Annotated in this window: 24 protein-coding genes; 12 read left to right on the top strand and 12 right to left on the bottom strand. The window is 68.8% G+C overall.

What is annotated here, in order from left to right:
• The first annotated feature begins 20 nt into the window (after window positions 1–20).
• The gene (locus ACTIEF_RS02300; protein ID WP_439470569.1) at window positions 21–869 is read left to right on the top strand and encodes a hypothetical protein; all 849 of its coding nucleotides are present in this window, start codon (window positions 21–23) and stop codon (window positions 867–869) included.
• Window positions 870–914: 45 nt separating this feature from the next.
• Window positions 915–2,360: an AMP nucleosidase gene (locus ACTIEF_RS02295; protein WP_439470568.1), complete on the top strand. Its 1,446-nt coding sequence runs from the start codon at window positions 915–917 to the stop codon at window positions 2,358–2,360.
• 30 nt (window positions 2,361–2,390) lie between these two features.
• Here the strand turns inward: ACTIEF_RS02295 and ACTIEF_RS02290 are convergent, their stop codons facing one another.
• Genes ACTIEF_RS02290 through ACTIEF_RS02265 form a run of 6 tightly spaced genes read right to left on the bottom strand, consistent with a single transcriptional unit; the run spans window position 2,391 to window position 7,198 of the window.
• Window positions 2,391–2,543, bottom strand: coding sequence for a hypothetical protein (locus tag ACTIEF_RS02290; RefSeq protein ID WP_439470567.1), 153 nt, complete (start codon window positions 2,541–2,543; stop codon window positions 2,391–2,393).
• Window positions 2,544–2,594: 51 nt separating this feature from the next.
• The gene (locus tag ACTIEF_RS02285) at window positions 2,595–3,056 is read right to left on the bottom strand and encodes a phasin family protein (RefSeq protein ID WP_439470566.1); all 462 of its coding nucleotides are present in this window, start codon (window positions 3,054–3,056) and stop codon (window positions 2,595–2,597) included.
• 26 nt (window positions 3,057–3,082) lie between these two features.
• The gene (locus ACTIEF_RS02280) at window positions 3,083–3,832 is read right to left on the bottom strand and encodes a creatininase family protein (protein WP_439470565.1); all 750 of its coding nucleotides are present in this window, start codon (window positions 3,830–3,832) and stop codon (window positions 3,083–3,085) included.
• Window positions 3,833–3,884: 52 nt separating this feature from the next.
• Entirely contained in the window at window positions 3,885–4,481 is a 597-nt protein-coding gene (locus ACTIEF_RS02275; protein WP_439470564.1) for a TetR/AcrR family transcriptional regulator, read from the bottom strand.
• A complete protein-coding gene (locus ACTIEF_RS02270) occupies window positions 4,481–6,076 on the bottom strand; it encodes a DHA2 family efflux MFS transporter permease subunit (protein ID WP_439470563.1) in 1,596 nt (531 codons plus the stop codon). Before ACTIEF_RS02270 ends, ACTIEF_RS02275 begins: the two co-directional genes overlap by 1 nt.
• A 30-nt stretch (window positions 6,077–6,106) precedes the next feature.
• The gene (locus ACTIEF_RS02265) at window positions 6,107–7,198 is read right to left on the bottom strand and encodes an HlyD family secretion protein (RefSeq protein WP_439470562.1); all 1,092 of its coding nucleotides are present in this window, start codon (window positions 7,196–7,198) and stop codon (window positions 6,107–6,109) included.
• A gap of 131 nt (window positions 7,199–7,329) precedes the next feature.
• On the opposite strand from ACTIEF_RS02265, the gene ACTIEF_RS02260 reads away from it, so the two are divergent.
• Both ACTIEF_RS02260 and nth read left to right on the top strand, forming a co-directional pair.
• Window positions 7,330–8,601 carry a flavin monoamine oxidase family protein gene (locus ACTIEF_RS02260; RefSeq protein WP_439470561.1) on the top strand — a complete coding sequence of 424 codons (1,272 nt, stop codon included), beginning with the start codon at window positions 7,330–7,332 and terminating at the stop codon, window positions 8,599–8,601.
• On the top strand, window positions 8,598–9,341 hold the full coding sequence (nth, locus tag ACTIEF_RS02255; protein WP_439470560.1) for an endonuclease III: 744 nt from the start codon (window positions 8,598–8,600) through the stop codon (window positions 9,339–9,341). The genes ACTIEF_RS02260 and nth overlap by 4 nt, the downstream gene beginning before the upstream one ends.
• Here the strand turns inward: nth and ACTIEF_RS02250 are convergent.
• Complete coding sequence (locus tag ACTIEF_RS02250; RefSeq protein WP_439470559.1) at window positions 9,338–9,721, bottom strand: MarR family winged helix-turn-helix transcriptional regulator; 384 nt, start codon at window positions 9,719–9,721, stop codon at window positions 9,338–9,340. The two genes, nth and ACTIEF_RS02250, sit on opposite strands and share 4 nt — an antisense overlap.
• A 324-nt stretch (window positions 9,722–10,045) precedes the next feature.
• Between ACTIEF_RS02250 and ACTIEF_RS02245 the strand changes: the two genes are divergently transcribed.
• Together ACTIEF_RS02245 and ACTIEF_RS02240 are read left to right on the top strand one after the other, a co-directional pair.
• Window positions 10,046–11,536, top strand: a complete 1,491-nt coding sequence (locus ACTIEF_RS02245) for a methyl-accepting chemotaxis protein (RefSeq protein WP_439470558.1) — start codon at window positions 10,046–10,048, stop codon at window positions 11,534–11,536.
• Window positions 11,536–11,991, top strand: a complete 456-nt coding sequence (locus ACTIEF_RS02240) for a chemotaxis protein CheW (RefSeq protein ID WP_439470557.1) — start codon at window positions 11,536–11,538, stop codon at window positions 11,989–11,991. The genes ACTIEF_RS02245 and ACTIEF_RS02240 overlap by 1 nt, the downstream gene beginning before the upstream one ends.
• Here ACTIEF_RS02240 and ACTIEF_RS02235 read toward each other — a convergent pair whose 3' ends face one another.
• Window positions 11,992–12,867, bottom strand: a complete 876-nt coding sequence (locus tag ACTIEF_RS02235; RefSeq protein ID WP_439470556.1) for an ATP-grasp domain-containing protein — start codon at window positions 12,865–12,867, stop codon at window positions 11,992–11,994.
• A 23-nt stretch (window positions 12,868–12,890) separates the two neighbouring features.
• A complete protein-coding gene (locus ACTIEF_RS02230; protein ID WP_439470555.1) occupies window positions 12,891–13,598 on the bottom strand; it encodes a DUF3108 domain-containing protein in 708 nt (235 codons plus the stop codon).
• A 103-nt stretch (window positions 13,599–13,701) separates the two neighbouring features.
• Here ACTIEF_RS02230 and ACTIEF_RS02225 point away from each other — a divergent pair, with 103 nt between their 5' ends.
• Complete coding sequence (locus ACTIEF_RS02225; RefSeq protein ID WP_439470554.1) at window positions 13,702–14,721, top strand: adenosine kinase; 1,020 nt, start codon at window positions 13,702–13,704, stop codon at window positions 14,719–14,721.
• Here ACTIEF_RS02225 and ACTIEF_RS02220 read toward each other — a convergent pair.
• From ACTIEF_RS02220 to ACTIEF_RS02210, 3 genes are all read right to left on the bottom strand, one after another.
• Window positions 14,718–15,287, bottom strand: a complete 570-nt coding sequence (locus ACTIEF_RS02220) for a Smr/MutS family protein (RefSeq protein ID WP_439470553.1) — start codon at window positions 15,285–15,287, stop codon at window positions 14,718–14,720. The two genes, ACTIEF_RS02225 and ACTIEF_RS02220, sit on opposite strands and share 4 nt — an antisense overlap.
• Window positions 15,284–15,544 carry a helix-turn-helix domain-containing protein gene (locus ACTIEF_RS02215; protein WP_439470552.1) on the bottom strand — a complete coding sequence of 87 codons (261 nt, stop codon included), beginning with the start codon at window positions 15,542–15,544 and terminating at the stop codon, window positions 15,284–15,286. The genes ACTIEF_RS02220 and ACTIEF_RS02215 overlap by 4 nt, the downstream gene beginning before the upstream one ends.
• Before the next feature lie 63 nt (window positions 15,545–15,607).
• The gene (locus tag ACTIEF_RS02210) at window positions 15,608–16,198 is read right to left on the bottom strand and encodes a DUF2975 domain-containing protein (RefSeq protein ID WP_439470551.1); all 591 of its coding nucleotides are present in this window, start codon (window positions 16,196–16,198) and stop codon (window positions 15,608–15,610) included.
• A 453-nt stretch (window positions 16,199–16,651) separates the two neighbouring features.
• Between ACTIEF_RS02210 and rdgB the strand changes: the two genes are divergently transcribed.
• The 5 genes from rdgB (at window position 16,652) to ACTIEF_RS02185 (ending at window position 20,955) form a co-directional block, all read left to right on the top strand.
• Window positions 16,652–17,251 (top strand): RdgB/HAM1 family non-canonical purine NTP pyrophosphatase, encoded by a 600-nt coding sequence (gene rdgB / locus ACTIEF_RS02205; protein ID WP_439470550.1) that lies wholly within the window; start codon window positions 16,652–16,654, stop codon window positions 17,249–17,251.
• A 119-nt stretch (window positions 17,252–17,370) separates the two neighbouring features.
• Entirely contained in the window at window positions 17,371–18,573 is a 1,203-nt protein-coding gene (hemW, locus tag ACTIEF_RS02200) for a radical SAM family heme chaperone HemW (protein ID WP_439470549.1), read from the top strand.
• A 269-nt stretch (window positions 18,574–18,842) separates the two neighbouring features.
• Entirely contained in the window at window positions 18,843–19,715 is an 873-nt protein-coding gene (rsmI, locus tag ACTIEF_RS02195; RefSeq protein ID WP_439470548.1) for a 16S rRNA (cytidine(1402)-2'-O)-methyltransferase, read from the top strand.
• Window positions 19,716–19,756: 41 nt separating this feature from the next.
• A complete protein-coding gene (locus ACTIEF_RS02190; RefSeq protein WP_439470547.1) occupies window positions 19,757–20,143 on the top strand; it encodes a YraN family protein in 387 nt (128 codons plus the stop codon).
• Entirely contained in the window at window positions 20,140–20,955 is an 816-nt protein-coding gene (locus ACTIEF_RS02185) for a SirB1 family protein (protein ID WP_439470546.1), read from the top strand. The genes ACTIEF_RS02190 and ACTIEF_RS02185 overlap by 4 nt, the downstream gene beginning before the upstream one ends.
• Window positions 20,956–21,017 lie beyond the last annotated feature (62 nt).

Here is a 21,017-nt window from a genome sequence, read left to right as displayed (position 1 = left end):
CCTCTCGGGAGAACGCCGCCATGAAGATCGCCACACTGCTGGTCTCGAGCCTGATCGTGGGGTTGCTGACGACCGCCGCCACGCCGCAGGACGAACGCAGCCGGGCCGAAGCCGCCTTCGCCGCCGCCCGCGCGGTCAGCCCGACCCCGCTGCGGCTCGATCAGGACCGCCGGAGCTGGCTTCAGGAACGCGCCTTCGAGGGGGCGGTCGTCGCCGAGGTCGATGACCTCCAGGCCGAGCACTGGATAGCCTCCGCCGCCCGCGACGCGCGAACCCGGGCGCTGGCGGTCCGGACCACGAGCCTGCCCGACGCCTGCGTCGACATCGGCCTGAGCAACTGCTCCACCGCGACCGGCGGCTATCTGAACATCGATGGCCGCCGGCTGAGCTGGCAGCTCCAGAACGGCGTCACCCCCGAGGATGGGACCGCGGCGGGCTATGTCCTGCTGACCGGCGACGACCGCCTGCGCGCCGAGGTCTGGGGCCACGCCGGCATCCGGTATGAGCCTCCGACGGTCATGCGGGTCGAGGGTCAGACCTATGTGGCCATACCCGGCAGGATCGCCGGGACCGGAGCCTACAACGCCGACGCCCTATTCCGCGTCACACCCGGCGCCGATCCCCTGCTGACCGAGATCGACAACGAGACCTGGCGCGACGCGGACCTGCCCGCCCTCCTGCCGACCGGGCTCGAGATCTGGAAGGGCGTCGCCTTCAACTACGACGACGAGAGCCTGACCGCCCGGACCTCGCTGTGGACGTCCCGTGACGGCAACTGCTGCCCCTCCGGCGGGCAGGCCACCCTGGTCTTCGAGATCCGCGGCGGCCGGCTGGTCCTGACGGAATTGCTGAAGGACGCGACGCCATAAGCGTCGCCGTCTCGCCAAGGTCATGATCTTCCGCTAGGGGAGGTCATGACAAACACGATGACAACACAGGCGGCGCTGGACCGCCTCGAAACCCTCTACAGCCAATCGGTCGCCAATCTGCGCGACGCTGTGAAGACCTTCCTCGCCAGCGGCGAGCGTCCCGACGCCGAGGCGAGGGCCAAAGGCCTCTTCTCCTATCCTGAACTCCGCATCAGCTGGTTCGGTGACCGTCCGGTCAATCTGGCCACCCGCGCCTATGCCCGCCTGTCGCGGCAGGGCGTCTATTCGACCACCATCACCCGGCCCGATCTGTACCGTCCCTATCTGCTGGAACAGCTGGGACTACTGGAAGCCGACTACGGCGCGACCTTCGACGTCGTCCCCTCGTCGCAGGAAATTCCCTTCCCCTATGTGCTGGACGGCTCGGACGTGGTGCTGGACGCCACGATGACGGCGGCCATCGCCCGCTATTTCCCGACCACCGACCTGGCCCACATCGGCGATGAAATCTCGGACGGCCTGTGGGACTCGGACGAGGAGTTCCCGCTGGCCCAGTTCGATGGCCTGCGCACCGACTTCTCCCTGGCTCGTCTGCGCCACTACACCGGCACCCCGGTCGAGGACGTCCAGAACTACATCCTGTTCACCAACTACAACCGCTACGTCGACGAGTTCGTCCGCTGGGCGCTGGAGCAGATCAAGGATCCGAACAGCATCTACGAGACCTTCTCGACCTCGGGCGGGGTGGTGGTCACGCGCGATACGCCGAACCCGGAGGCCGTCGTCGCCGACGCCGCTTGGAAGAAGCACCAGATGCCCGCCTACCACCTGACCGCGCCGGGCTGGAACGGGATCACCCTGGTCAACATCGGCGTCGGCCCGTCCAACGCCAAGACCATCTGCGACCACCTGGCCGTCACCCGTCCGCACGCTTGGATGATGATCGGCCACTGCGGCGGCCTGCGTCCGTCCCAGACCATCGGCGACTATGTCCTGGCCCACGCCTATCTGCGCGAGGACCACGTGCTGGACGCCGTCCTGCCGCCGGACATCCCCATCCCGTCGATCGCCGAGGTCCAGCGCGCCCTCTATGACGCGGCCAAGATCGTCTCGGGCGCCCCGGGCGAGGAAGTGAAGCGTCGCCTGCGCACCGGCACCGTCGTCACCACCGACGACCGGAACTGGGAGCTGCGCTATTCCAAGTCGGCCCTGCGCTTCAACCAGAGCCGCGCCGTCGCCATCGACATGGAATCGGCCACCATCGCGGCCCAGGGCTATCGCTTCCGCGTGCCCTACGGGACGCTGCTCTGCGTCTCGGACAAGCCGCTGCACGGCGAGATCAAGCTGCCGGGTCAGGCCAACCGCTTCTACGAGGGTTCGATCTCCGAACACCTACAGATCGGCATCCAAGCCGTCGACCTGCTGCGCGCCGAGGGCAACCGCCTGCACAGTCGCAAGCTCCGCGCCTTCGACGAGCCGCCGTTCCGGTAAGAATGGGCCGCTGATCCCGGGGGGACGGGGTCAGTCGTCGGCGTCGTCGCCGCCGAAGGCCTCGTCCACCTCGTCCTCGGTGATCCGTTTTGACGGATCTCCGGGCTGGTTCAGGTTCTGCTCTTCGGTGCCGTCCCCCATCATGCCGGGGTGCGGGTCAGCGGTCTTCGGATCCTCAGCCATGACGGCCTCCTTTGCTACGAAGGCGGAAGCCGCGGCGGGACCAACCGTTCCCTACTTCCTCAGCCGTTCCGCATTGGCGGTCGCCGCCGCGTGGATCGGCTGCAGGGCGTCGGTCTGCAGCTTCAGCATCGCCGCGCCCATGGCCCAGCCCTGCTCCAGCGTCCGGGTCCAGGCCTCGGCGGCCCAGGCGCTCTGGGCGGCCAGCATCTGGGCGGGAGTCTCGGAGCGCATCACCGCCTCGAAGGCGCGTCCGGCCGTCGCCGTCTCGCGCGCGGCCACGCTCTGCGCTGTCTGGGCCAGCACCGCCGCGCCGTTCAGCCCGATGCGGGCCGACTGGGTCATGGCGTCCAGCTTCTCGGACCCCATCAGGGCCAGTTCGGCCATGTCGGCGCGGGCCGGATCGGCCACCGCCTCCGCCATGATGGCCAGCCGTCGGGCGATCACGTCGCCCGAGGCTTCCAGCAATTCTTGTCCGGCGCGGGCGGCCCGCGCGGCCTCATCGATAGGGCTCATGGAACGAAGGTGCGCCTCGACCGGGGCTACGGCAAGACTTCTGCGGAGAAGTCGGCCACGTCCTGTATCAGCGCCGGCACAGCCGCATCGATGATCGTCTGGCCATGTTCCGGACTGGCCAGCATCGGGTCGGACCCGATCCGGCCGTCCGGGAAGCGGGCGCGATAATCCAGCGCATCGCGGATCGGCCCGTTCGGCGCGATCTTCGGGCTGTAGTCCGCCGTCTTGATCCGGTCCGGATAGGCCGCCTGCGTGACCGCGATCTCGGACGGCGTCGCGTGCATGCCGTGGCCGACCGGGAACAGGCGATTGCACAGGCTGTTCACCCCCGGCAGGTCCCACCAGTTGCGGAGCTTGAGCACGAAGCGCGGACGCTCCTCGGCGAAGCTCCACTCGGCATAAATCTCGGCGAAGGTCGCCTCGATGGTGGCGACGTTGCCGCCGTGGCCGTTCAGAAAATAGATTCGCTCGAAGCCATGCCGCTGCAGCGACATCACCCAGTCGGTGATCGCGGCCATGAAGGTCGAGGGGCGCAGGGAGATGGTGCCGGCGAAGGCCAGATGGTGCTGGGCCATGCCGATGTTGAACGTCGGCGCGACCACCAGCTGCTCATCCGACTTTTCGGCGGCGTGGGCGATGATCTCGGGGCACAGCCAGTCGGTGCCCAGCAGGCCCGTCGGCCCGTGCTGCTCGTTCGAGCCGATCGGCACCACCACCGTCTTCACGGTCTTCAGCCGCGCATCGATCTCGGGCCAGGACGACAGGTGCATCAGCATGGGCAGGCTCTCCGTGAACTGACGGCTGCTCTACGCCGATACTGTCTCCCCGTCACGCCGGGGCGAACGCCCGGATGAAGCGCCGCGCCGTCTCCCGCGCACGCGCGTCCGGATCGAACGGCGGCTGGGGCACGCCCAGTATCCCCCGCAGATGCCCGTGGCCCAGGGTCATGCCGGCGAACATCTCGGCTGCGGCCGTCGGATCGGGCACCGCCAGCAGGCCCTTCCGGTCCTGTTCGGCCAGCCAGACGGACAGGCGTCTCAGACCTTCCGCGGGTCCGGCGTCATAGATGGCGTGAGCCACCTCGGGCGCCTGTGGCGAGAGCATGGCGACGCCGCGCATCGAGCCCCGACCGTCCTGGGTGCAGATCTTTTCCAGCAGCGCGCGAGCCATGCCGGTCAGCACCGTCTCGGGATCGCCGCCGGAGCGCAGCGGCGCGCTGATGGCGTCCGACCGCCGCGACGCCAGGGCGCGGGCCATCTCCACCCGGGACGGGAAGCGATTGTACAGTGTCTGGCGCGACACTCCGGCCTTGCGCGCGATGGCCTCCATCGACACCCCCGCGCCCTTCTCCGAGAACAGGGCGAAGGCCGCGTCCAGAATGGCCTCGGTCTTGGCCTCGTCGACCTGTCCGGGAATCCGAGGCATCAGTGGGCGTCCGAGGCCACGGGCGGCGCGCCCGGCTGCTGCTTCACCGGCTTGGCCAGCAGGGTCACGAAGGCCGCGAAGGCGCAGCCGATGGCCAGCATGGCGAAGGCGTCGCCAAACGCCAGCGTCGTCGCCTGCTTCAGCAGCATGCCGTTGATCGCCTTCATCGCCGCCCCCGCCGGATCGACGGAGTCCGCGAACCGCTCCTGCATCGCCGCCAGCATGCCCTGCATGCCCGCATTGGTGTTCTGGATGTTCTGGGTCAGCTCGCTCATGTGCAGGGCGGTGTTGGTGGTAAGCGAGGTGTTCAGCAGGGCCAGGCCCACCGCGCCGCCCACATTGCGGAACAGGTTCACCAGACCCGAGGCGTTCTTCACCATGTGCGGCGGCAGGGTCGACATGGTCACCTGCTGCGAGGCGATCATGGCGATCATCACGCCCACGCCGCGCAGGGCCTGAACCCCCGCGAACTCCCAGAAGCCCCACTGGTCCGTGACCGCATGGGCGTCCCACATGCCCCAGGCGCACATCATGAAGCCGCCGAACATCAGCACGCGCGGGTCGACCAGCCGCACCAGCCGCCCGGCGAACGGGCCGGTGGCGAACATGGCAAGGCCCGAGACCACCATCGTCGTCCCCACCTCAGCCGCCGAATAGCCGCGCACCCGGCCGAGGAAGAGCGGCAGCAGGAAGGTCCCGCCGAACAGGGCCAGACCGACGGTGAAGGTCATCACCACGCCCACGAAGAAGTTTCGATTGGCGAAGGCCCGCAGCTCCACGATCGGGTTGTAGTAGGTCAGGGTCCGCCAGATGAAGAGAGGCCCGGTCACCAGCGTTACCACCGACAGCAGCAGGATTTCGTCGTCGGCGAACCAGTCGTTCTTGGCGCCCTCCTCCAGCACGAACTGCAGGCTCATCAGGAAGGTGGCCATCAGGACCAGGCCGAACCAGTCGAAGCCCTTGGACAGGGACGGGTCGCCTTTGTCGAAGTTTGCGTAACGGCTGACCAGGAACAGCACCAGCATGCCGGGGGGCACATTGATAAAGAACAGCCAGCGCCAGCTCATCTGCTCGGTCAGGTGACCGCCCAGCGTCGGCCCGATGGTCGGCGCCAGGGTCACGATCAGGCCCATGATCACGCTCGCCGTCACCCGTTGCGCGGGCGGGAAGGCGGTGAAGGCCACGGCGAAGACGGTCGGGATCATCGCCCCGCCGACAAAGCCCTGCACGGCGCGGAAGAAGATCATCTGCTCGACCGACCCGGACAGGCCGACGGCGACGCTCATCAGGATGAAACCCGAACAGGACAGCAGGAAGACCTTCTGTGTCCCCCACAGCCGCGACAGATACCCCGACAGGGGGATCATCACGACCTCGGGGATCAGATAGGCGGTCTGGATCCAGCTGATCTCATCCGCTGAGGCGCCCACGCCCGCCTGGATCTGCGGCAGGGAGGAGGCGACGATCTGGATGTCCAGAATGGCCATGAACTGGCCGATCACCATGCCGGCGAAGCCGAGCAGCAGGATCGTCCAATTGACCTTCGGCTCCGCGGACGCGGGCGCCGAGGCCGGGGTGACGGACTGGGACGTCATGGTTCAACCTTCCCCGTTCGGGGCGAAGTATCAGCGCGCGGCGGTCTGCACCGGGGCGGCGGCGGCTTGCGCGAAGGTCAGCCCGCCCTCGCTCTTCAGATCGACCTTCACCTCGACCGACAGGCCGGGACGCAGGGCCGCGCCCTCGCGACGATCCACGCGGATGCGGACCGGGACGCGCTGGGTGATCTTGGTGAAGTTGCCGGTGGCGTTCTCGACCGGGATCAGGGCGAACTCCGACCCCGTGGCCGGGGCGAAGCTGTCGATGTGGCCGACCAGCGGCTCGCCCTTGAAGGCGTCGGCCTTGATCTCGACCGTCTGGCCGATGCGCAGGCGATCCAGCTGGGTCTCCTTGAAGTTCGCCACCACATAGGTGTCGCCCAGCGGCACGATCGACAGGATGGCGCCGCCCGGACGGATGTACTGGCCCACGCGCACGCCGCGTGCGCCCACCACGCCCGAGACGGGCGCGCGGATCACGGTGCGCTCCAGCGCGATACGGGCCTTCTCGACCAGCGCCCGGGCCTGTTCGACCGAGGCCACCGACTGTTCGCGGGTCGAGCCCAGCACGCCGGCGGCGCGCTGTTCGGCCACCAGGGCGGCCTGCGCCTCGGCGACGGTCGCCTGCGCCGTGCGCACGCCCGCCTGTTCGCTTTCGATGCGCTGTTGCGAGACCCAGCCCTGCTCGGCCAGACGGCCATAGCGGTCGACCTGCTGGCGGGCCAGCTCGGCCTGGGCCTGGGCCTGCGCCACCGAGGCGGCGCGGCTGGCGACTAGGGCCCGCTCCTGCTCGGCGCGGGCGTCGACGTTGGTCACCCCGGCCTGCAGGGCGGCCAGATTGGCCTCGGCCTGCGCCAGATTAGCCTTGGCGTCGGCGTCGTCCAGACGGATCAGCACCTGACCGGCCTCGACCCGCTGGTTATCGGCGACCAGCACCTCGACCACATAGCCCTCGACCTGCGGGCTGACCGAGGTGGTGTCGGCCTGGACGAAGGCGTTGTCGGTGGCTTCCCACCGCTGCTTGCCCTGCCACCAGACGACCCCGCCCACGATGAGGCCGAGGCCGACGACGCCGGCGATGATCAGGGGAATGCGCTTCTTGACGGCGGGATTGAGAGCCATGGCGGAACTCGGAGTGCGGGGGAGGGTGCGGTAATCGGTCGCGCATAAATGGACAGTCTTGTCCATAAATCAACTCCCTTGTTTCGGCGCCGCAACACGTCATGTTTCGCCACGTAAGGACTGAGGTATCCGTGTCACTTCCCGCCTCCGTAGACATCGTGATCGTCGGCGCCGGCGCCGCAGGCCTGGCCGCCGCGCGGGCCCTGTCCGGCTGCCCCCTGACCGTCGCCGTGTTGGAGGCCCGCGACCGCATCGGCGGGCGGGCCTGGACCGTGCCGTTCGAGGGCGAGGGCCTCGACATGGGCTGCGGCTGGCTGCACTCGGCGGATGAGAACCCGCTGGTTCCCCTGGTCGAGCCCTCGGGCCTGACCCTCGACCGGACCCCGCCGCCCTGGCAGAGCCAAGCCTTCAACCACGAGACCACCGCAGCCGAACAGACCGAGTTCCGCGCCGCCTTCGAGGCCTTCGACCAGCGGATCGCCGAAGCCGCCACGCGCGGGCACGAGGCCCCCGCCTCCACCCTGATGGAGCCTGGCTGTCGCTGGAACGGGCGGATGGACGCCATCTCCGGCGCCCTGAACGGCGCCCGCTTCGCCGAGGTCTCCATCCTCGACTACGACGCCTATCGCGACACCGACCTGAACTACCGGGTGCGCGAGGGCTATGGGCGGCTGATCGAGACCCTGGGCCGCCGCGTCCCCGTCGTCACCGACTGCCCGGTGCGTCGGATCGACCGCTCCGGCCCGACGCTGAAGCTGACCACCGACCGGGGCATGATCGAGGCCCGCGCCGTCATCGTCACCGTCCCGACCGACCTGATCGCCCGCGAGACCCTGAAGTTCGACCCGCCCCTGCCCGATCTGGTCGAGGCCGCCACCTATGTGCCGCTCGGGCTGGCGTCCAAGATGCATATGACGGTCACCGGGGCCGAGGACTTCCCCGCCAACAGCCAGTTGTGGGGCCGCAACGACACCGGCGACACCGGCGGCTACCACCTGCGCCCCTTCGGTCGGCCGATGATCGAGGGCTACTACGGCGCCGATCTGGCGCGCGGGCTGGAGGCCGAGGGTCAGGAGGGCTTCTACGCCTTCGCCGTCGATGAACTGGTCCATCTGCTGGGCTCGGACATGCGCAAGCGGCTGTCGCCGGTGGTCGCGACCATGTGGGGCGCCGATCCCTGGTCCCACGGTGCCTATTCCCACGCCATGCCCGGCCACGCGGGCGACCGCAAACGGCTCAAGGCCCCGGTCGAGAACCGCATCTTCCTCGCGGGCGAGGCCACGGCGGAGGCCTTTTACGGCACAGCCCACGGCGCCTGGATGGAGGGCGAGCGCGCCGCGCGCGAGGCCATGGCGGCGCTGGGTCTTGATCCCGGACCGCTCCCCGGCGACGAAGAGCAATGAAGCCGCCCGCGCCCAAAGGTCCGAAGAAGCCCGCCCCCAAACGTCCCGCCGTCATGACCGGCGCGGTGATCCCGGTGCTGCGCTGGCCGCCGGACGAGGATCGGGTCGAGACCATCTTCGAGCGACTGTCCGCCTTCATGCCGGACCCGAAGACCGAGCTGAACTACTCCAACCCCTTCACCTTCGTGGTCGCCGTGGCCCTGTCGGCCCAGGCCACCGACGTCGGGGTCAACAAGGCGACCGACAAGCTGTTCAAGGTCGCCGACACGCCGGAGAAGATGCTGGCCTTGGGCGAAGAGGGACTGATCCCCTTCATCAGCTCCATCGGCCTGTATCGCGGTAAGGCGAAGAACGTCATCGCCCTCAGCCGCATCGTGCTCGAGAAACACAGCGGCGAGATCCCGCTGAACCGCGACGACCTGCAGGCCCTGCCCGGCGTGGGCCGCAAGACCGCCAGCGTGGTGCTGAACGAAATGGGCGTCGAACCGGCCATCGCCGTGGACACCCACGTCTTCCGCGTCTCGCACCGTCTGGGTCTGGCCAACGCCGGAACGCCCGACAAGGTCGAGGCCCAGCTGCATCGCATCGTGCCGGAAGAGTGGCTGCCCAAGGCCCACCACTGGCTGATCCTGCACGGCCGCTACACCTGCACGGCGCGCCGGCCCAAATGCAGCGCCTGCGTCATCAACGACCTCTGCCCGTCACGGGCGGGCCTGCTGGCGCTGGGCGAAGCGGCCTAGGACAGCGACAATGTTCCGCCCGTGCCCGGCGGCTCGTTCTCAATGTCCGGAGGCGTGGCGTCCTTCAGAAGCCGGGCCGCGACCATATCCAGCACTTTCAGGGTGATGCGCAGTTCGTCGTCCGGCAGATCGTCGAAGATCCGGTTTCTCATCGCGCCGGCCCAGGAATCGAAAGCCGCGAGCGCCGCCGCGCCCTTGTCTTCCATGATGACAAGGCGGGATCTGCCATCTCCGATCAGCCGCCGTCGCGACACCAGACCGGCATCTTCCAGCCAATCCACCAGACGGGTCACACTCGCCCCGGTGATCTTCAACCGATCCGCGATCTCGGACAACGTCAGTCCCCGCCGGGCGTCAGAGAGCACGTAGAGAAGAGCCATGGGAGCGCCGGCATGCCCCGAACCCCGATAGGCTTCTGCAGACCTTTGCTGCCAGCGCCTCGCGGTTTGCGAGATTCTTTCAGCCAATTTCAGCTGTAACGAGTATCGGCTAGCGGGCACGAGGTTCCAGGGGAGAAAGCGTTGAGGCGGTCTAGGTATACGTCGCCGACCCTCTCCCGGTTTTCGACGTCACCACTGACACTTACTGGGCTGAAAACCAGTGTTTCGCCACGATTGATAGGACGCTAAGCAAACGGGCGCCGCGCATAAATGATTTAGCGTCACGGTTAACCCGATCCTCTCAAATCTCCGTTGGGAACCGTCATGAAATCCTTCCTACGTGCTCGCCCCGCGGCTGATACGAGCGAACTCGCCGAGCTGCGCAGCATGCTTGCCGCCGTCCAGCGATCCCAAGCCGTCATCGAGTTCGAGCTGGACGGCACGGTCCGTACCGCCAACAGCAACTTCCTGGCTGTGATCGGCTACGACCTCGACGAAATCCGGGGCAAACACCACAGTCTGTTCATGGACCCGACCGAGGCCCAGTCGGGTGAGTACAAGGCCTTCTGGCGTCGTCTGAACGCCGGCGAGTTCATCGCCGACAAGTTCGTGCGCTACGGCAAGGGCGGGGCCCGCGCTGTGATCGAGGCGTCCTACAACCCGATCCTCGACGCCGCAGGCAAGCCGTACAAGGTGGTCAAGTTCGCCACCGACGTCACCGCCGCCGAGGTCGAGCGCGAACGCCGCGCGGCGAGCGATCGAAAGGAAGCCGAGATCCAGACCCAGGTGGTCGATGACACCGGTCGCGGTCTGGCCGCCATGGCCGCGGGCGACCTGTCCTACCGCATCACCAGCGACTTCCCCGGCCGCTACGGTCCGCTGCGCGAGAACTTCAACCGCGCCATGGGGGCCATGGACGAAGCGATGGACGTGATCCGCGTCAACGCCGGGACGATGCAATCGGGCGCCGGAGAAATCAGTAACGCCGCCGAGGAACTGTCGCGCCGCACCGAGCGTCAGGCCGCCTCCCTGGAAGAGACCGCCGCCGCGCTCGACGAGATCACCGCAACGGTGAAAAAGACCGCCGAGAACGCCCAGTCCGCCGAGACCGTCGTCGGACGGGCCCGCAGCCAGGCCGAAACCGGTGGAGACGTTGTCCAGCGCGCCGTCACCGCCATGAGCGAGATCGAACGCTCGTCCGACCAGATCGGCCAGATCATAGGCGTGATCGACGAGATCGCCTTCCAGACCAACCTGCTGGCCCTGAACGCCGGGGTCGAGGCCGCCCGGGCGGGCGAGGCCGGTCGCGGCTTCGCCGTCGTCGCCTCCGAAGTCCGGGCCCTGGCCCAGCGCTCGGCGGACTCGGCCAAGGAGATCAAGACCCTGATCTCGGCCTCCGGCGCCCAGGTGAAGGACGGCGTGGTCCTGGTTCGTCAGTCCGGCGAGGCCCTGACCGGGATCGTCAGCCGCATCAGCGAGATCACCGACCTTATGGGCGAGATCCGCGCCTCGACCCAGGAACAGGCCTCGGGCCTCGCCCAGGTCAACACCGCGGTCAACGACATGGACCAGGTCACCCAGCAGAACGCCGCCATGGTCGAGGAATCGACCGCCGCCAGCCTGAATCTCAGCCATGAGGCGAGGACCCTGGCCGAGCTGGTCGGCCGCTTCCAGGTCACCCAGGGGGACCGCCGTCCGGCTCCGGTCCGCACCGCCCAGGCGCGGATTGAGGCCTTCGCCTCGGAAGCCGCTCCGCCCCGTCCGCGTCTGGCCGCCGCGGGCGGTCGCGCCGCGGGCGGCTGGGAGGAGTTCTGATGGCCGACTTCGGCGCCTCGACGCTGCGGGAGCTGGTCGGCTTCCGCGTCGGCGATCAAGCCTTCTGCATCGACATCACCTCGGTGCTGGAGATCCGCGGCTGGACCCCCGTCACGCCCCTGCCGGAGGCGCCGCCGTATATGACGGGGGTGGTCAATCTGCGCGGCGCCGTCCTGCCGATCATCGATCTGGCCGAGCGTCTGGGCCTGCCGACCACCGAGCCCTCGGCCCGTCACGCCATCATGGTCGCCCGCTGCGGCGGACGCACCGTGGGCCTGCTGGTCGAGGCGGTGTCGGAGATCGTTCAGATGAACGACGCCGCCCTGCAGCAGACGCCTGAGATGGGTCAGGGCGATGGCGCCGGACTGATCGCCGGCATCTTCGCTGTCGATGGCGGCATGATCAGCCTGCTGGAGCTGGACCATCTGCTCCCGCCGCTGGTCGACGCCGCCTGATCAGGTATTGAGTACGGCCCGGACGGCCACGGCGAAGTTTCGCCCGCCGTCCGGCGCCGAGCCCAGATAGAAGTCCGGCTCAATCAGCTCGGCCTCCATCAGCCGCCACGTCCCATCCGGCGCCGTCGCCATGTCGATGCGGGCATAGAGCAGCTCTTCCCCGATCACCTCCAGCGTCGCCTCGGCCAGCGCCAGCGCCCCCTCCGGCGGCTGCGGCAGGGCGACGTACTGTCCGCCGAACTGCATCTGGATGCGGAAGTCGCCGTTCACCGGCCGCTTGTTCACGACGTGGCTCAGCTTGCCGCCGAAGAACAGCAGGCTGGTCTCCCCCTCGGTCTCGATGGACGGCAGATAGGGCTGGATCATCGCCGGTCCCTCCGGCGCGCCCTCCATGACTTCGCCCCGCGCCAGCCTCAGCGTCTTCCATGCCCCGCCCGAGACGCGCGGCTTGACCACCACCACATCCGTCCCGAACCGGTCGAAGGCGGCATGCACATCGGCCTGCGTCACCCCGTCGACCCAGATCGTGTCCGGCACGGCCACGCCCTTGTCGGCCAGACGGCCCAGATAGCTCTTGTCCGAATTCCAGCCGATCACCGCCGCCGGATTGCGCATCCTCACCCCGGCCGCCTCCCAAGTCCGGCAGGCCTGCATCCATCGTTGATGATCGCGGTGATAGCCCCAGACGATCACCGGCAGGACCAGCGGATAGCCGGTCAGGCCCGAGGCGTCCTCGATATGGTCGGTCCACGGCGTCGGTTCGACGGTGACGTCCGCCGCCGCCAGCGCCCTAGACAGTCGCTCCAGCACGCCCGGCCACTGACCGGCGTAGGAGGGATCGGCGGGATCGGGGGTCAGGACGGCGATACGGGTCATGCCCGCCTCAAAAGCCGAAATTGTCAGCCGTTGGAAGCCGTCATCAGCGGCGAACAGTCGCCGCCGAGGGTCTGCCCGCCCCGCGCCGAGCGATAGCCCAGCTCACGCCCGCCCGTCTTGGCGATCAGATAGGTCAGCGGCGGCCCCTCCCCGCCCGCGGTGACGTCCAGCACCCAGGCGTCCACCGGCCCCTCCGGCGTCGTCACCGCCTCCTCGCCCGTGACCCGCACGTTGAAGGCGCCCAGCCCCTTGTCGTACTGATAGAAGGGCACCTCGAACGTTGCGCCCGCGCGCAGCGGCAGGGCGGCGAAGGTCACGCCGAACAGATTGCCCTCCCACACCGGTCCGGGCAGGGCGACGTCCACCTCATGCACGGCGCCGTCCTCGACGCGCTCGCCGGTCACCGCATCCGCACCATATGTCAGCGTCACATGCCGCTCGCCCTTGCGGTCGTTCTCCAGCTGGATCGGCCTCAGGGTTCCGGCGTCCAGCAGGAACGTGTCTCGCATGTCGAAGGCCCCGCCCCCGACCCTCTGATGCACCACCACCCGCAGCACCGGCCGCCCATCGACGACAGTCCGCTCGATGGTCTGCCAGGTCACGCCCATCGGCGTCTCGACCCCGCCCCGGTTCATGCTGATGGTGTAGCAGGCCCGGTCCTCATGGACCCGCGTCCCGTCCAGAGACGGTCCCTGCGCGAGCCCGGCCAGCAGTCCAAACAGTGCGATCATCACGCCCTCCCTGATCGGCGGAGGTCACACCCGGACCGCCCGTCCGGCAAGTGAACAAACATCCATGCTTCCGCGCGGGCCGCGATGTCGCTACAGGGCGCCCATGACCCAGAACGCCCCCACCTACGACGTCATCGCCGTCGGCAACGCCATCGTCGACGTCCTGGCCCCCTGCGAGCCAGCCTTCCTTGAGACGCAGGGTCTTGTCGCCGGCTCGATGCAGCTGGTCGACGCCCACCAGAGCGGCACCCTCTATGCCGCCATGGCGCCGGGCGTCGAGGCCTCGGGCGGGTCGGCGGGCAACACCGTGGCGGGCGTCGGCAGCTTCGGCGGTCGCGCGGCCTATATCGGCAAGGTCGCCGACGATCAGCTGGGCGGAGTCTTCACCCACGACATCCAGGCGGTCGGCGTCCACTTCGACACCGCCCCGCTCAAGGACGGCGCCGCGCAGGGCCTGGCCACCGGCGTCTGTATGATCAACGTCACCCCGGACGGCCAGCGCACCATGTGCACCTTCCTGGGCGCCGCCAACCAGCTGACCCTCGAAGATATCGACGCCGACCTGATCGGCGCCTCGGCCATCGTCTATCTGGAAGGCTATCTGTTCGACCCGGCCCCGGCCCGCGCCGCTTTCGAGGCCGCCGCCGCCGCCGCCCACGCCGCCGGTCGCAAGGTCGCCATCACCCTGTCCGACAGCTTCGTCGTCCACCGCTGGCGCGCCGAACTCCTGGCCTTCATCGAGGCCTCGGCCGACATCGTGCTCGCCAACGAAGCCGAACTGACCGCCCTGTTCGAGACCGAGGACTTCGACGCCGCCGCCGCCCGTCTGGCGTCAATTGTTGAGATCGCCGCTGTCACGCGCGGCGCCGAGGGCTCGGTCATCCTCTCGGGCGACCAGCGCGTCGCCGTCGCGGCCTTCCCGGTCGACAAGGTCATCGACACCACCGGCGCCGGCGACCAGTACGCCGCCGGCCTGCTGCTGGGCCTCGCCCGCGGCCTGTCGCTGGAAGAGGCCGGCAAGCTCGGCTCCCTCGCCGCCTCCGAAGTCATCGCCCACTGGGGCCCCCGTCCCATGGTCAAGCTGGAGACCCTGGCGGAACAGGCCGGGCTGACGCTGGTCTAACTCCGCCGGATCGTCACATACAGCGCCCCGTCGCCGCCGTGATGGCGGGCGGCGGGGGCGAAGCCTGAGACCACGGTGCGTAGTCCCGGCGCCTGCAGCCATTCGTGCACCGAGGCGCGGATGATGCCGGTGCCGCCGCGACGGCCCTGTCCCGTCACCACCAGCACCGAGCGATAGCCGCGCGCCTGCGCTCCCATCAGGAAGGCGGTCAGGGCGTCCTGGGCCTGGAAGCGGCCATAGCCGTGCAGGTCGATCTTCGCCTCGATCGGATCGCGCTCGCGCGACAGCCGGCGCTTGCGGCGCGGCTCCAGCTCCTCCGGCGTCCCCCGACTGCGCGCGGGCGTCGGCGCGGGCGGGGCAACGACCATCGGCGTGGGCTTCGGCGGCCTGATGAATTTCGGCGGCGCCTTGCCCGAGGGTTTGGCGGCTGGAACGGCGGCCGGATCGACCTCGGCCGCGCCGGGCGTGACCCGCAGCGCCTTCCTGACGACCTTCTCCTTCACCGAGCCCGTGACGCGGGCCCAGATGCGACGGTCTTCCGGCGTCAGGTCCGACCGGCGGCTCATGCGGATCCGGGCGCGGTCCCGTCCAGGTCCTCGTCGGACCCGGTCTCCTGCGGCCCCGGCGTCCAGACCAGCAGGTCGCCCGGCTGGCAGTTCAGCTCGCGGCACAGGGCGTCCAGCGTCGTGAAGCGGATCGCCCGCGCCTTGCCGGTCTTCAGGATCGACAGATTGGCCAGGGTCACGCCGACACGGTCGGCGAGCTCGGTCAGCGACATGCGCCGTTCGACGAGGATGCGGTCAAGCTGGACGCGGATGGCCATGGAAACTCTCTACCCGGCGCGCGCCGGGTCGAAAAGGCGGAGCCTTTTGGACGCGCGCCAACATTAAATGGTCAATTCGGATTCACGGCGCAGGCGGGCGCCTTCGCGGAAAACCTCGGCCAGCACGAACACGACCAGCACCGAGAAGGCCGGGGTCGCCAGATCGAACAGGCCGGGCGGCTCCAGCGCGCCGCGCACCAGACGCGAGACCAGGGTCTGACCCACCCAGGCGCCCCCGGTCACCGTGGCCAGGGTCAGGCCGATCTGCTTCAGACGGCTGACGTTGGCGGGCTGGAAGGGGTCGCCGATGCGCAGGCTGTAAACGATGGCGCGCAGATGCAGCAGGATCAGGGCGAAGCCGCCCAGATAGGCGACGAAGGCGCCCAAGCCGAACAGCAGATAGGCGCGCGGCACGGGCACGCGGGTGCCGCCGTCGCCGGCGGTCACGGTCAGGTCCATCGACCCGAGCGGCACAAAGGCCAGAAAGATGAAGGCGAGAATGGCGGCCAGGGTGGCCAGGGCCAGAACCCAGAAGGCGACGCGCAGCGCAACGCCGAGAAGTCTGGTCATCGACCCGGCGCCCAGCCCCGGCAGGGGCGGCGTCCGCAGGGTCGGCAGGCGGAACCCGAGGGCTGGCGTCTTCGGGACTCGCATGGGACGGCCTTGTCTCAGGCCGGAACTCGGGGCGCGATCGCCGCGCGGGGTCCGGCGAACCCACGCGCGGTCTTATTAATCGCGTTTGTCATACCGATCGTCAAAGCTCCCTGATCAGGGATCAGAAGAACTGGACCAGGGTCGCGATGAAGGCGGTCGGCATGGCCGCGAGCAGGAAGGTGTTCAGCACGCCGTGGCCGACCTTTTCGATGAAGTAGGAAGCGCTCATGGTGTTCATTGTCGTTCTCCGTCAGTCCTGAGTGAGGGGATGTTTTCACCCCTCGTTCGTTGTCCCGCTGCATCGATCTTGCCGGTTTGGCTTGGATCGGAGAACGTCGCGGCGTCCGTTCTTGAGATAATAGATAGGACGTGCACCGGTGGAAGTCATGTTACATATCGTTTAACGATATTAAACTTGTGCAATGAATCATTACAACGTTGGCTGAGGTGAAAATGTTGAAGCTTGTCAAAGGGATGCGCATCGTCGCGGCCACCCACAATCCCGGCAAGGTTCCGGAGATCACCGCCCTTCTCCGCGGACATTACGAGGTCGTCACAGCGGGCAGCCTGAATCTCCCCGAACCCGACGAGACCGAGACCACGTTCGTCGGCAACGCCCTGCTCAAGGCCCGCCACGCGGCGGATCTGTCGGGCGAGGTGGCCATCGCCGACGACTCCGGCCTGTCGGTCGCGGCCCTCGACGGCGCGCCGGGCATTTTCTCCGCCCGCTGGGCCGGTCCGGACAAGGATTTCGCCTTCGCCATGCGCAAGGTGGAAGAACGTCTCGAGGAAATCGGCTCTGATGATCGCCGCGCCTGGTTCACCTCAGCCCTCGCCGTCGCTTGGCCCAACGGTCCCGCCGTGGTGGTCGAGGGTCAGGTCCACGGCCTGCTCACCTTCCCCCCGCGCGGCGACAAGGGCTTCGGCTACGACCCCATCTTCATCCCCGAAGGCCAGACCCAGACCTTCGGCGAGCTCGACCCCGCCGTGAAGGACGCCCTCAGCCACCGCGCGCGGGCGTTCGAGAAGCTGCGGGCGGCGTTGATGGAGTGAGGCTTGAGTGACGAGTGGCGAGTGGCGAGTGGCGAGTGGCGAGTGGCGAGTGTTGATGCGCCAAACCGTGTAAAGGACCCGGCATCGCTGCTCGTCTCTAGGTCGCCTTCTGAGGCGGAATGAAAACTTCGACACCGCCCCCCTCGCCACTCGCCACTCGCCACTCGCCAGTCCGTGACCCCGGCAGCGACGTCGCCCTCTACGTCCACTGGCCCTACTGCGCCCAGATCTGCCCCTATTGCGACTTCAACGTCGTGCGTGATCGGGGCCGGACCGAGGAACAGGCGTCACTCGTCGAGGCCATCCTCACCGACATGGAGGCGCAGGCGGCCCTGACCGGCCCGCGCCGTCTGGCCTCCATCTTCTTCGGCGGCGGCACCCCCTCGCTGATGGACCCCGCCGCCGTCGCCCGCATCATCGACCGTGCCCGCACCCTCTACAGCCCGCACGGCCCCATCGAGATCACGCTGGAGGCCAACCCGACGGACGCCGAGGCCAACCGCTTCGCCGCCCTCGCCGACGCCGGCATCAACCGCCTGTCCATGGGGGTACAGGCGCTGGATGACGCCTCGCTGAAGGCGCTGGGCCGCAACCATTCCGCCGACGAGGCCCGCCGCGCCGTGGCCGTCGCCGCCCGCGCCTTCCCCCGCCTGTCCATCGACCTGATCTACGCCCGCCCCGGCCAGACCCTCGCCGACTGGCGCGCCGAACTGTCCGAGGCGCTCGACCTCGGCTTCGAGCACGTCTCGCCCTATCAACTGACCATCGAGCCCACCACCGCCTTCGGCCGCGCCTTCGCGCGCGGGACCCTGATCCCGCCCGACGAGGACCTCGCCGCCGAACTCTATGAAACGACGCAGGCCGTGCTCCAGGCCGCCGGCTTCGACGCCTATGAGGTCTCCAACCACGCCCGGGGCGAGGCCGCCCGCTCCAGCCACAACCTGCATGTCTGGCGTGGCGGCGACTATCTCGGCGTCGGCCCCGGCTCCCACGGCCGCCTGACCCTCGACGGCGTCCGCACCGCCACCGTCGCCCACCGCTCCATCGTTGACTACATCTCCGGCGTCGCCACCGGCGCCCCGTGGAGCGAGCGCGACGGCCAATCCCCGCTCGACGCCGCCGAGGAACGCCTCCTGCTCGGCCTGCGCACCGTCGAAGGCGTCAGCCTCTCCGACCTCGCCGCCCTAGACCTGACGCCGGACCAAGGCCGCCTCGCCGACCTCCTGTCCGACGGCTTCCTCAGGCTGAACGACAACCGCATCGCCGCCACCGCCACCGGTCGCCCCTTGCTGGACGCGGTGCTGAAGGCGTTGCTGACCTGAACAGTTTCCCCTCTCTCATCGGGAGAGGGACTTAGGCTCCTACGTCCAAATTTGACGCATCGGCATGCCAGACTGTGCTCCGGTCTTTGACATCGTCGCCCCACCGGTTGAGTCGCCGCCCGCACACCCCGCCTCAGGCGAAAATGTGCACTTTGTGCACTCCATTTTTTCGAGTGCACATTTCACCGCCCGCACCGAATGCCTCGCGCAAACGGCTTTCCGGCATTTTTCCCCTGACAGGGCCAAGCCTGTCAGGCACGGTCCAGCCGATGCCTGATCCGTCCGTCTTCCCGCCGACTGCCCCACCCGCGCGCACCGTCGCGCCCGGCCTTTATCTGGTGGCCACGCCCATCGGGAACCTGCGCGACATGACGCTGCGCGCGCTCGACGTGCTGGCCGCCGCCGACCTCGTCCTGGCCGAGGACACTCGCGTCACCGCCAAGCTGCTGTCGGCCTATGGCCTCAAGGCGAGGCTGGAGCGCTGCGACGACCACGCGTCCGAACGCGCCGCCGAACTGGCCCTCGAACGCCTGCGCGACGGCGCCGTCGTCGCCCTGGTCTCCGACGCCGGCACCCCGATGATCTCGGATCCCGGCTTCGTCGTCGCCCGCGCCGTCCTCGCCGAAGGCCTGCCGGTCCATCCGATCCCCGGCGCCTCCAGCCTGCTGGCCGCCCTGTGCATCGCCGGCCTGCCCGCCGACCGGGTTACCTTCGCCGGCTTCCTGCCGCCCAAATCGGGCGCCCGCCGCACCGCGCTGGAGGAACTGCGCACCGCCCGCCAGACGCTCGTCTTCTTCGAAAGCGGCCCGCGTCTCGCCGACAGTCTGGCCGACATGGCCGCCGTCCTCGGCCCCCGCCCGGCCGCCGTCGCCCGCGAACTGACCAAGCTCTATGAAGAGTGCGTGCGCGGCTCGCTGGCCGAACTGGCCGTCGATCCCCGCTGCCAGTCGCCCAAGGGCGAGATCGTCATCGTCGTCGGACCCGGCGAGGTCGAGGTCGCCTCCGAGGCCGACGCCGACGCCGCCCTGACCGAGGCCCTGACCCGCCTCCCGCCCGGCGAGGCGGCGGCGGAGGTGTCAAAGGCGCTGAACATGCCCCGCAAGCCGCTCTACAAGAGGGCCCTGGAGTTGCAGGGCCGGTGACCCGGAAGCGACCCTCGGACCGCCTCAGGGCGCCGAAGGTCGTGAAGACGCCGCGCGGCTGGCGCGTCAGTCTCGGCAAGTCCTCTCACAGGGCTGGTCACCGCTCCGAATGGCTGGCCGCCGCCCTGCTGATGCTCAAGGGCTATCAGATCCTCGGCTTCCGCCTGAAGACCCGGGCCGGGGAGATCGACATCCTTGCCCGCCGGGGCCGCACCCTCGCCGTCATCGAGGTCAAGCGCCGCACCACGATGGAACAGGCGCTCCAGGCTCTCCGTTCAGACCAGTATGAACGGCTCCTCTCGGCCGGTCAGGCGGTGTTGCGCCAAAGACCCAGCTTGGCCGGACATCTGTTGCGGATCGATATTGTGGCGCTGGCTCCCGGCCGGTTTCCGCGCCATCGTCCCGGCATGAACCGGGGGCGGTCGTGACGCGCGAAGAGGCGGAAACCTGTCTGACAGAGGCCGGACTGGCCGAGGATGACGGCTTCCCGCTGCTCGAGGCCGCCATCGCCTGCGCTATTCATGACTACCCCTTCCGTGACGCCGAGCCGGTCCGGGTGCTGGCGGCCGCCGCCGGCGAGCGCATCGCCGAGCGGATCGCGGGCGAGGGCCCTGACGACGCCCTGGCCGAGACCATGGCCGGTGATCTGCGGCTGAACGGGGACCTGATCCACTACGACCACGTCGGCAACACCGACGTCATCGACGTGGCCGAGCGCCGCCGGGGCCTGTCGGCGGCGCTGGCGGTCTTCTACCTCGACGCCGCCCGGCGTGGCGGGGTGAAGGCGCAAGGCGTTGACTTTCCCGGCCACTTCCTGTTGCGGGTCGAGACGCCCGAGGGGCCGGTGGCGCTGGACCCCTTCAGCCAGGGCCGTCTGGTCATGCCGTCGGAGCTGACCCGGCGAGCGCTGCGGGCCGGGCTGACGCCCCACGTCGCCGACCGCCTCGACGTGCTGATGGCCCCGGTCAGCGACCGGCAGGCCCTGATCCGGCTGCAGAACCTGCTCTTCATCCGCGCCATCAAGGCCCAGGACTTCGAGAGCGCCGAACGCTCGGCCCTGCGCCGCGCCCTGCTCGACCCCGAGGACCACCGCCCCTGGCTGGACGTCGCCGCCGCCCGCGAGAAACAGGGCGTCCTGGCCGGGGCGCTGGAGGCCCTCTCCCGCGCCCGCACGCTGGACGATCCGGGCGAGGTCCGCCGCCGGCTGTCGGTGGATCGGGTCCGCCTGCAGCTGAACTGAAAAGGGCTTAGGGCCCAAGGCATAGGGCCCGGGAAGAAGATCGCCGTTGCGGCTAGGCTTTC

This window comes from Brevundimonas sp., from assembly GCF_051858995.1.
Lineage (GTDB): Bacteria > Pseudomonadota > Alphaproteobacteria > Caulobacterales > Caulobacteraceae > Brevundimonas.
This window is presented reverse-complemented; position numbering and strand designations above follow the sequence as displayed.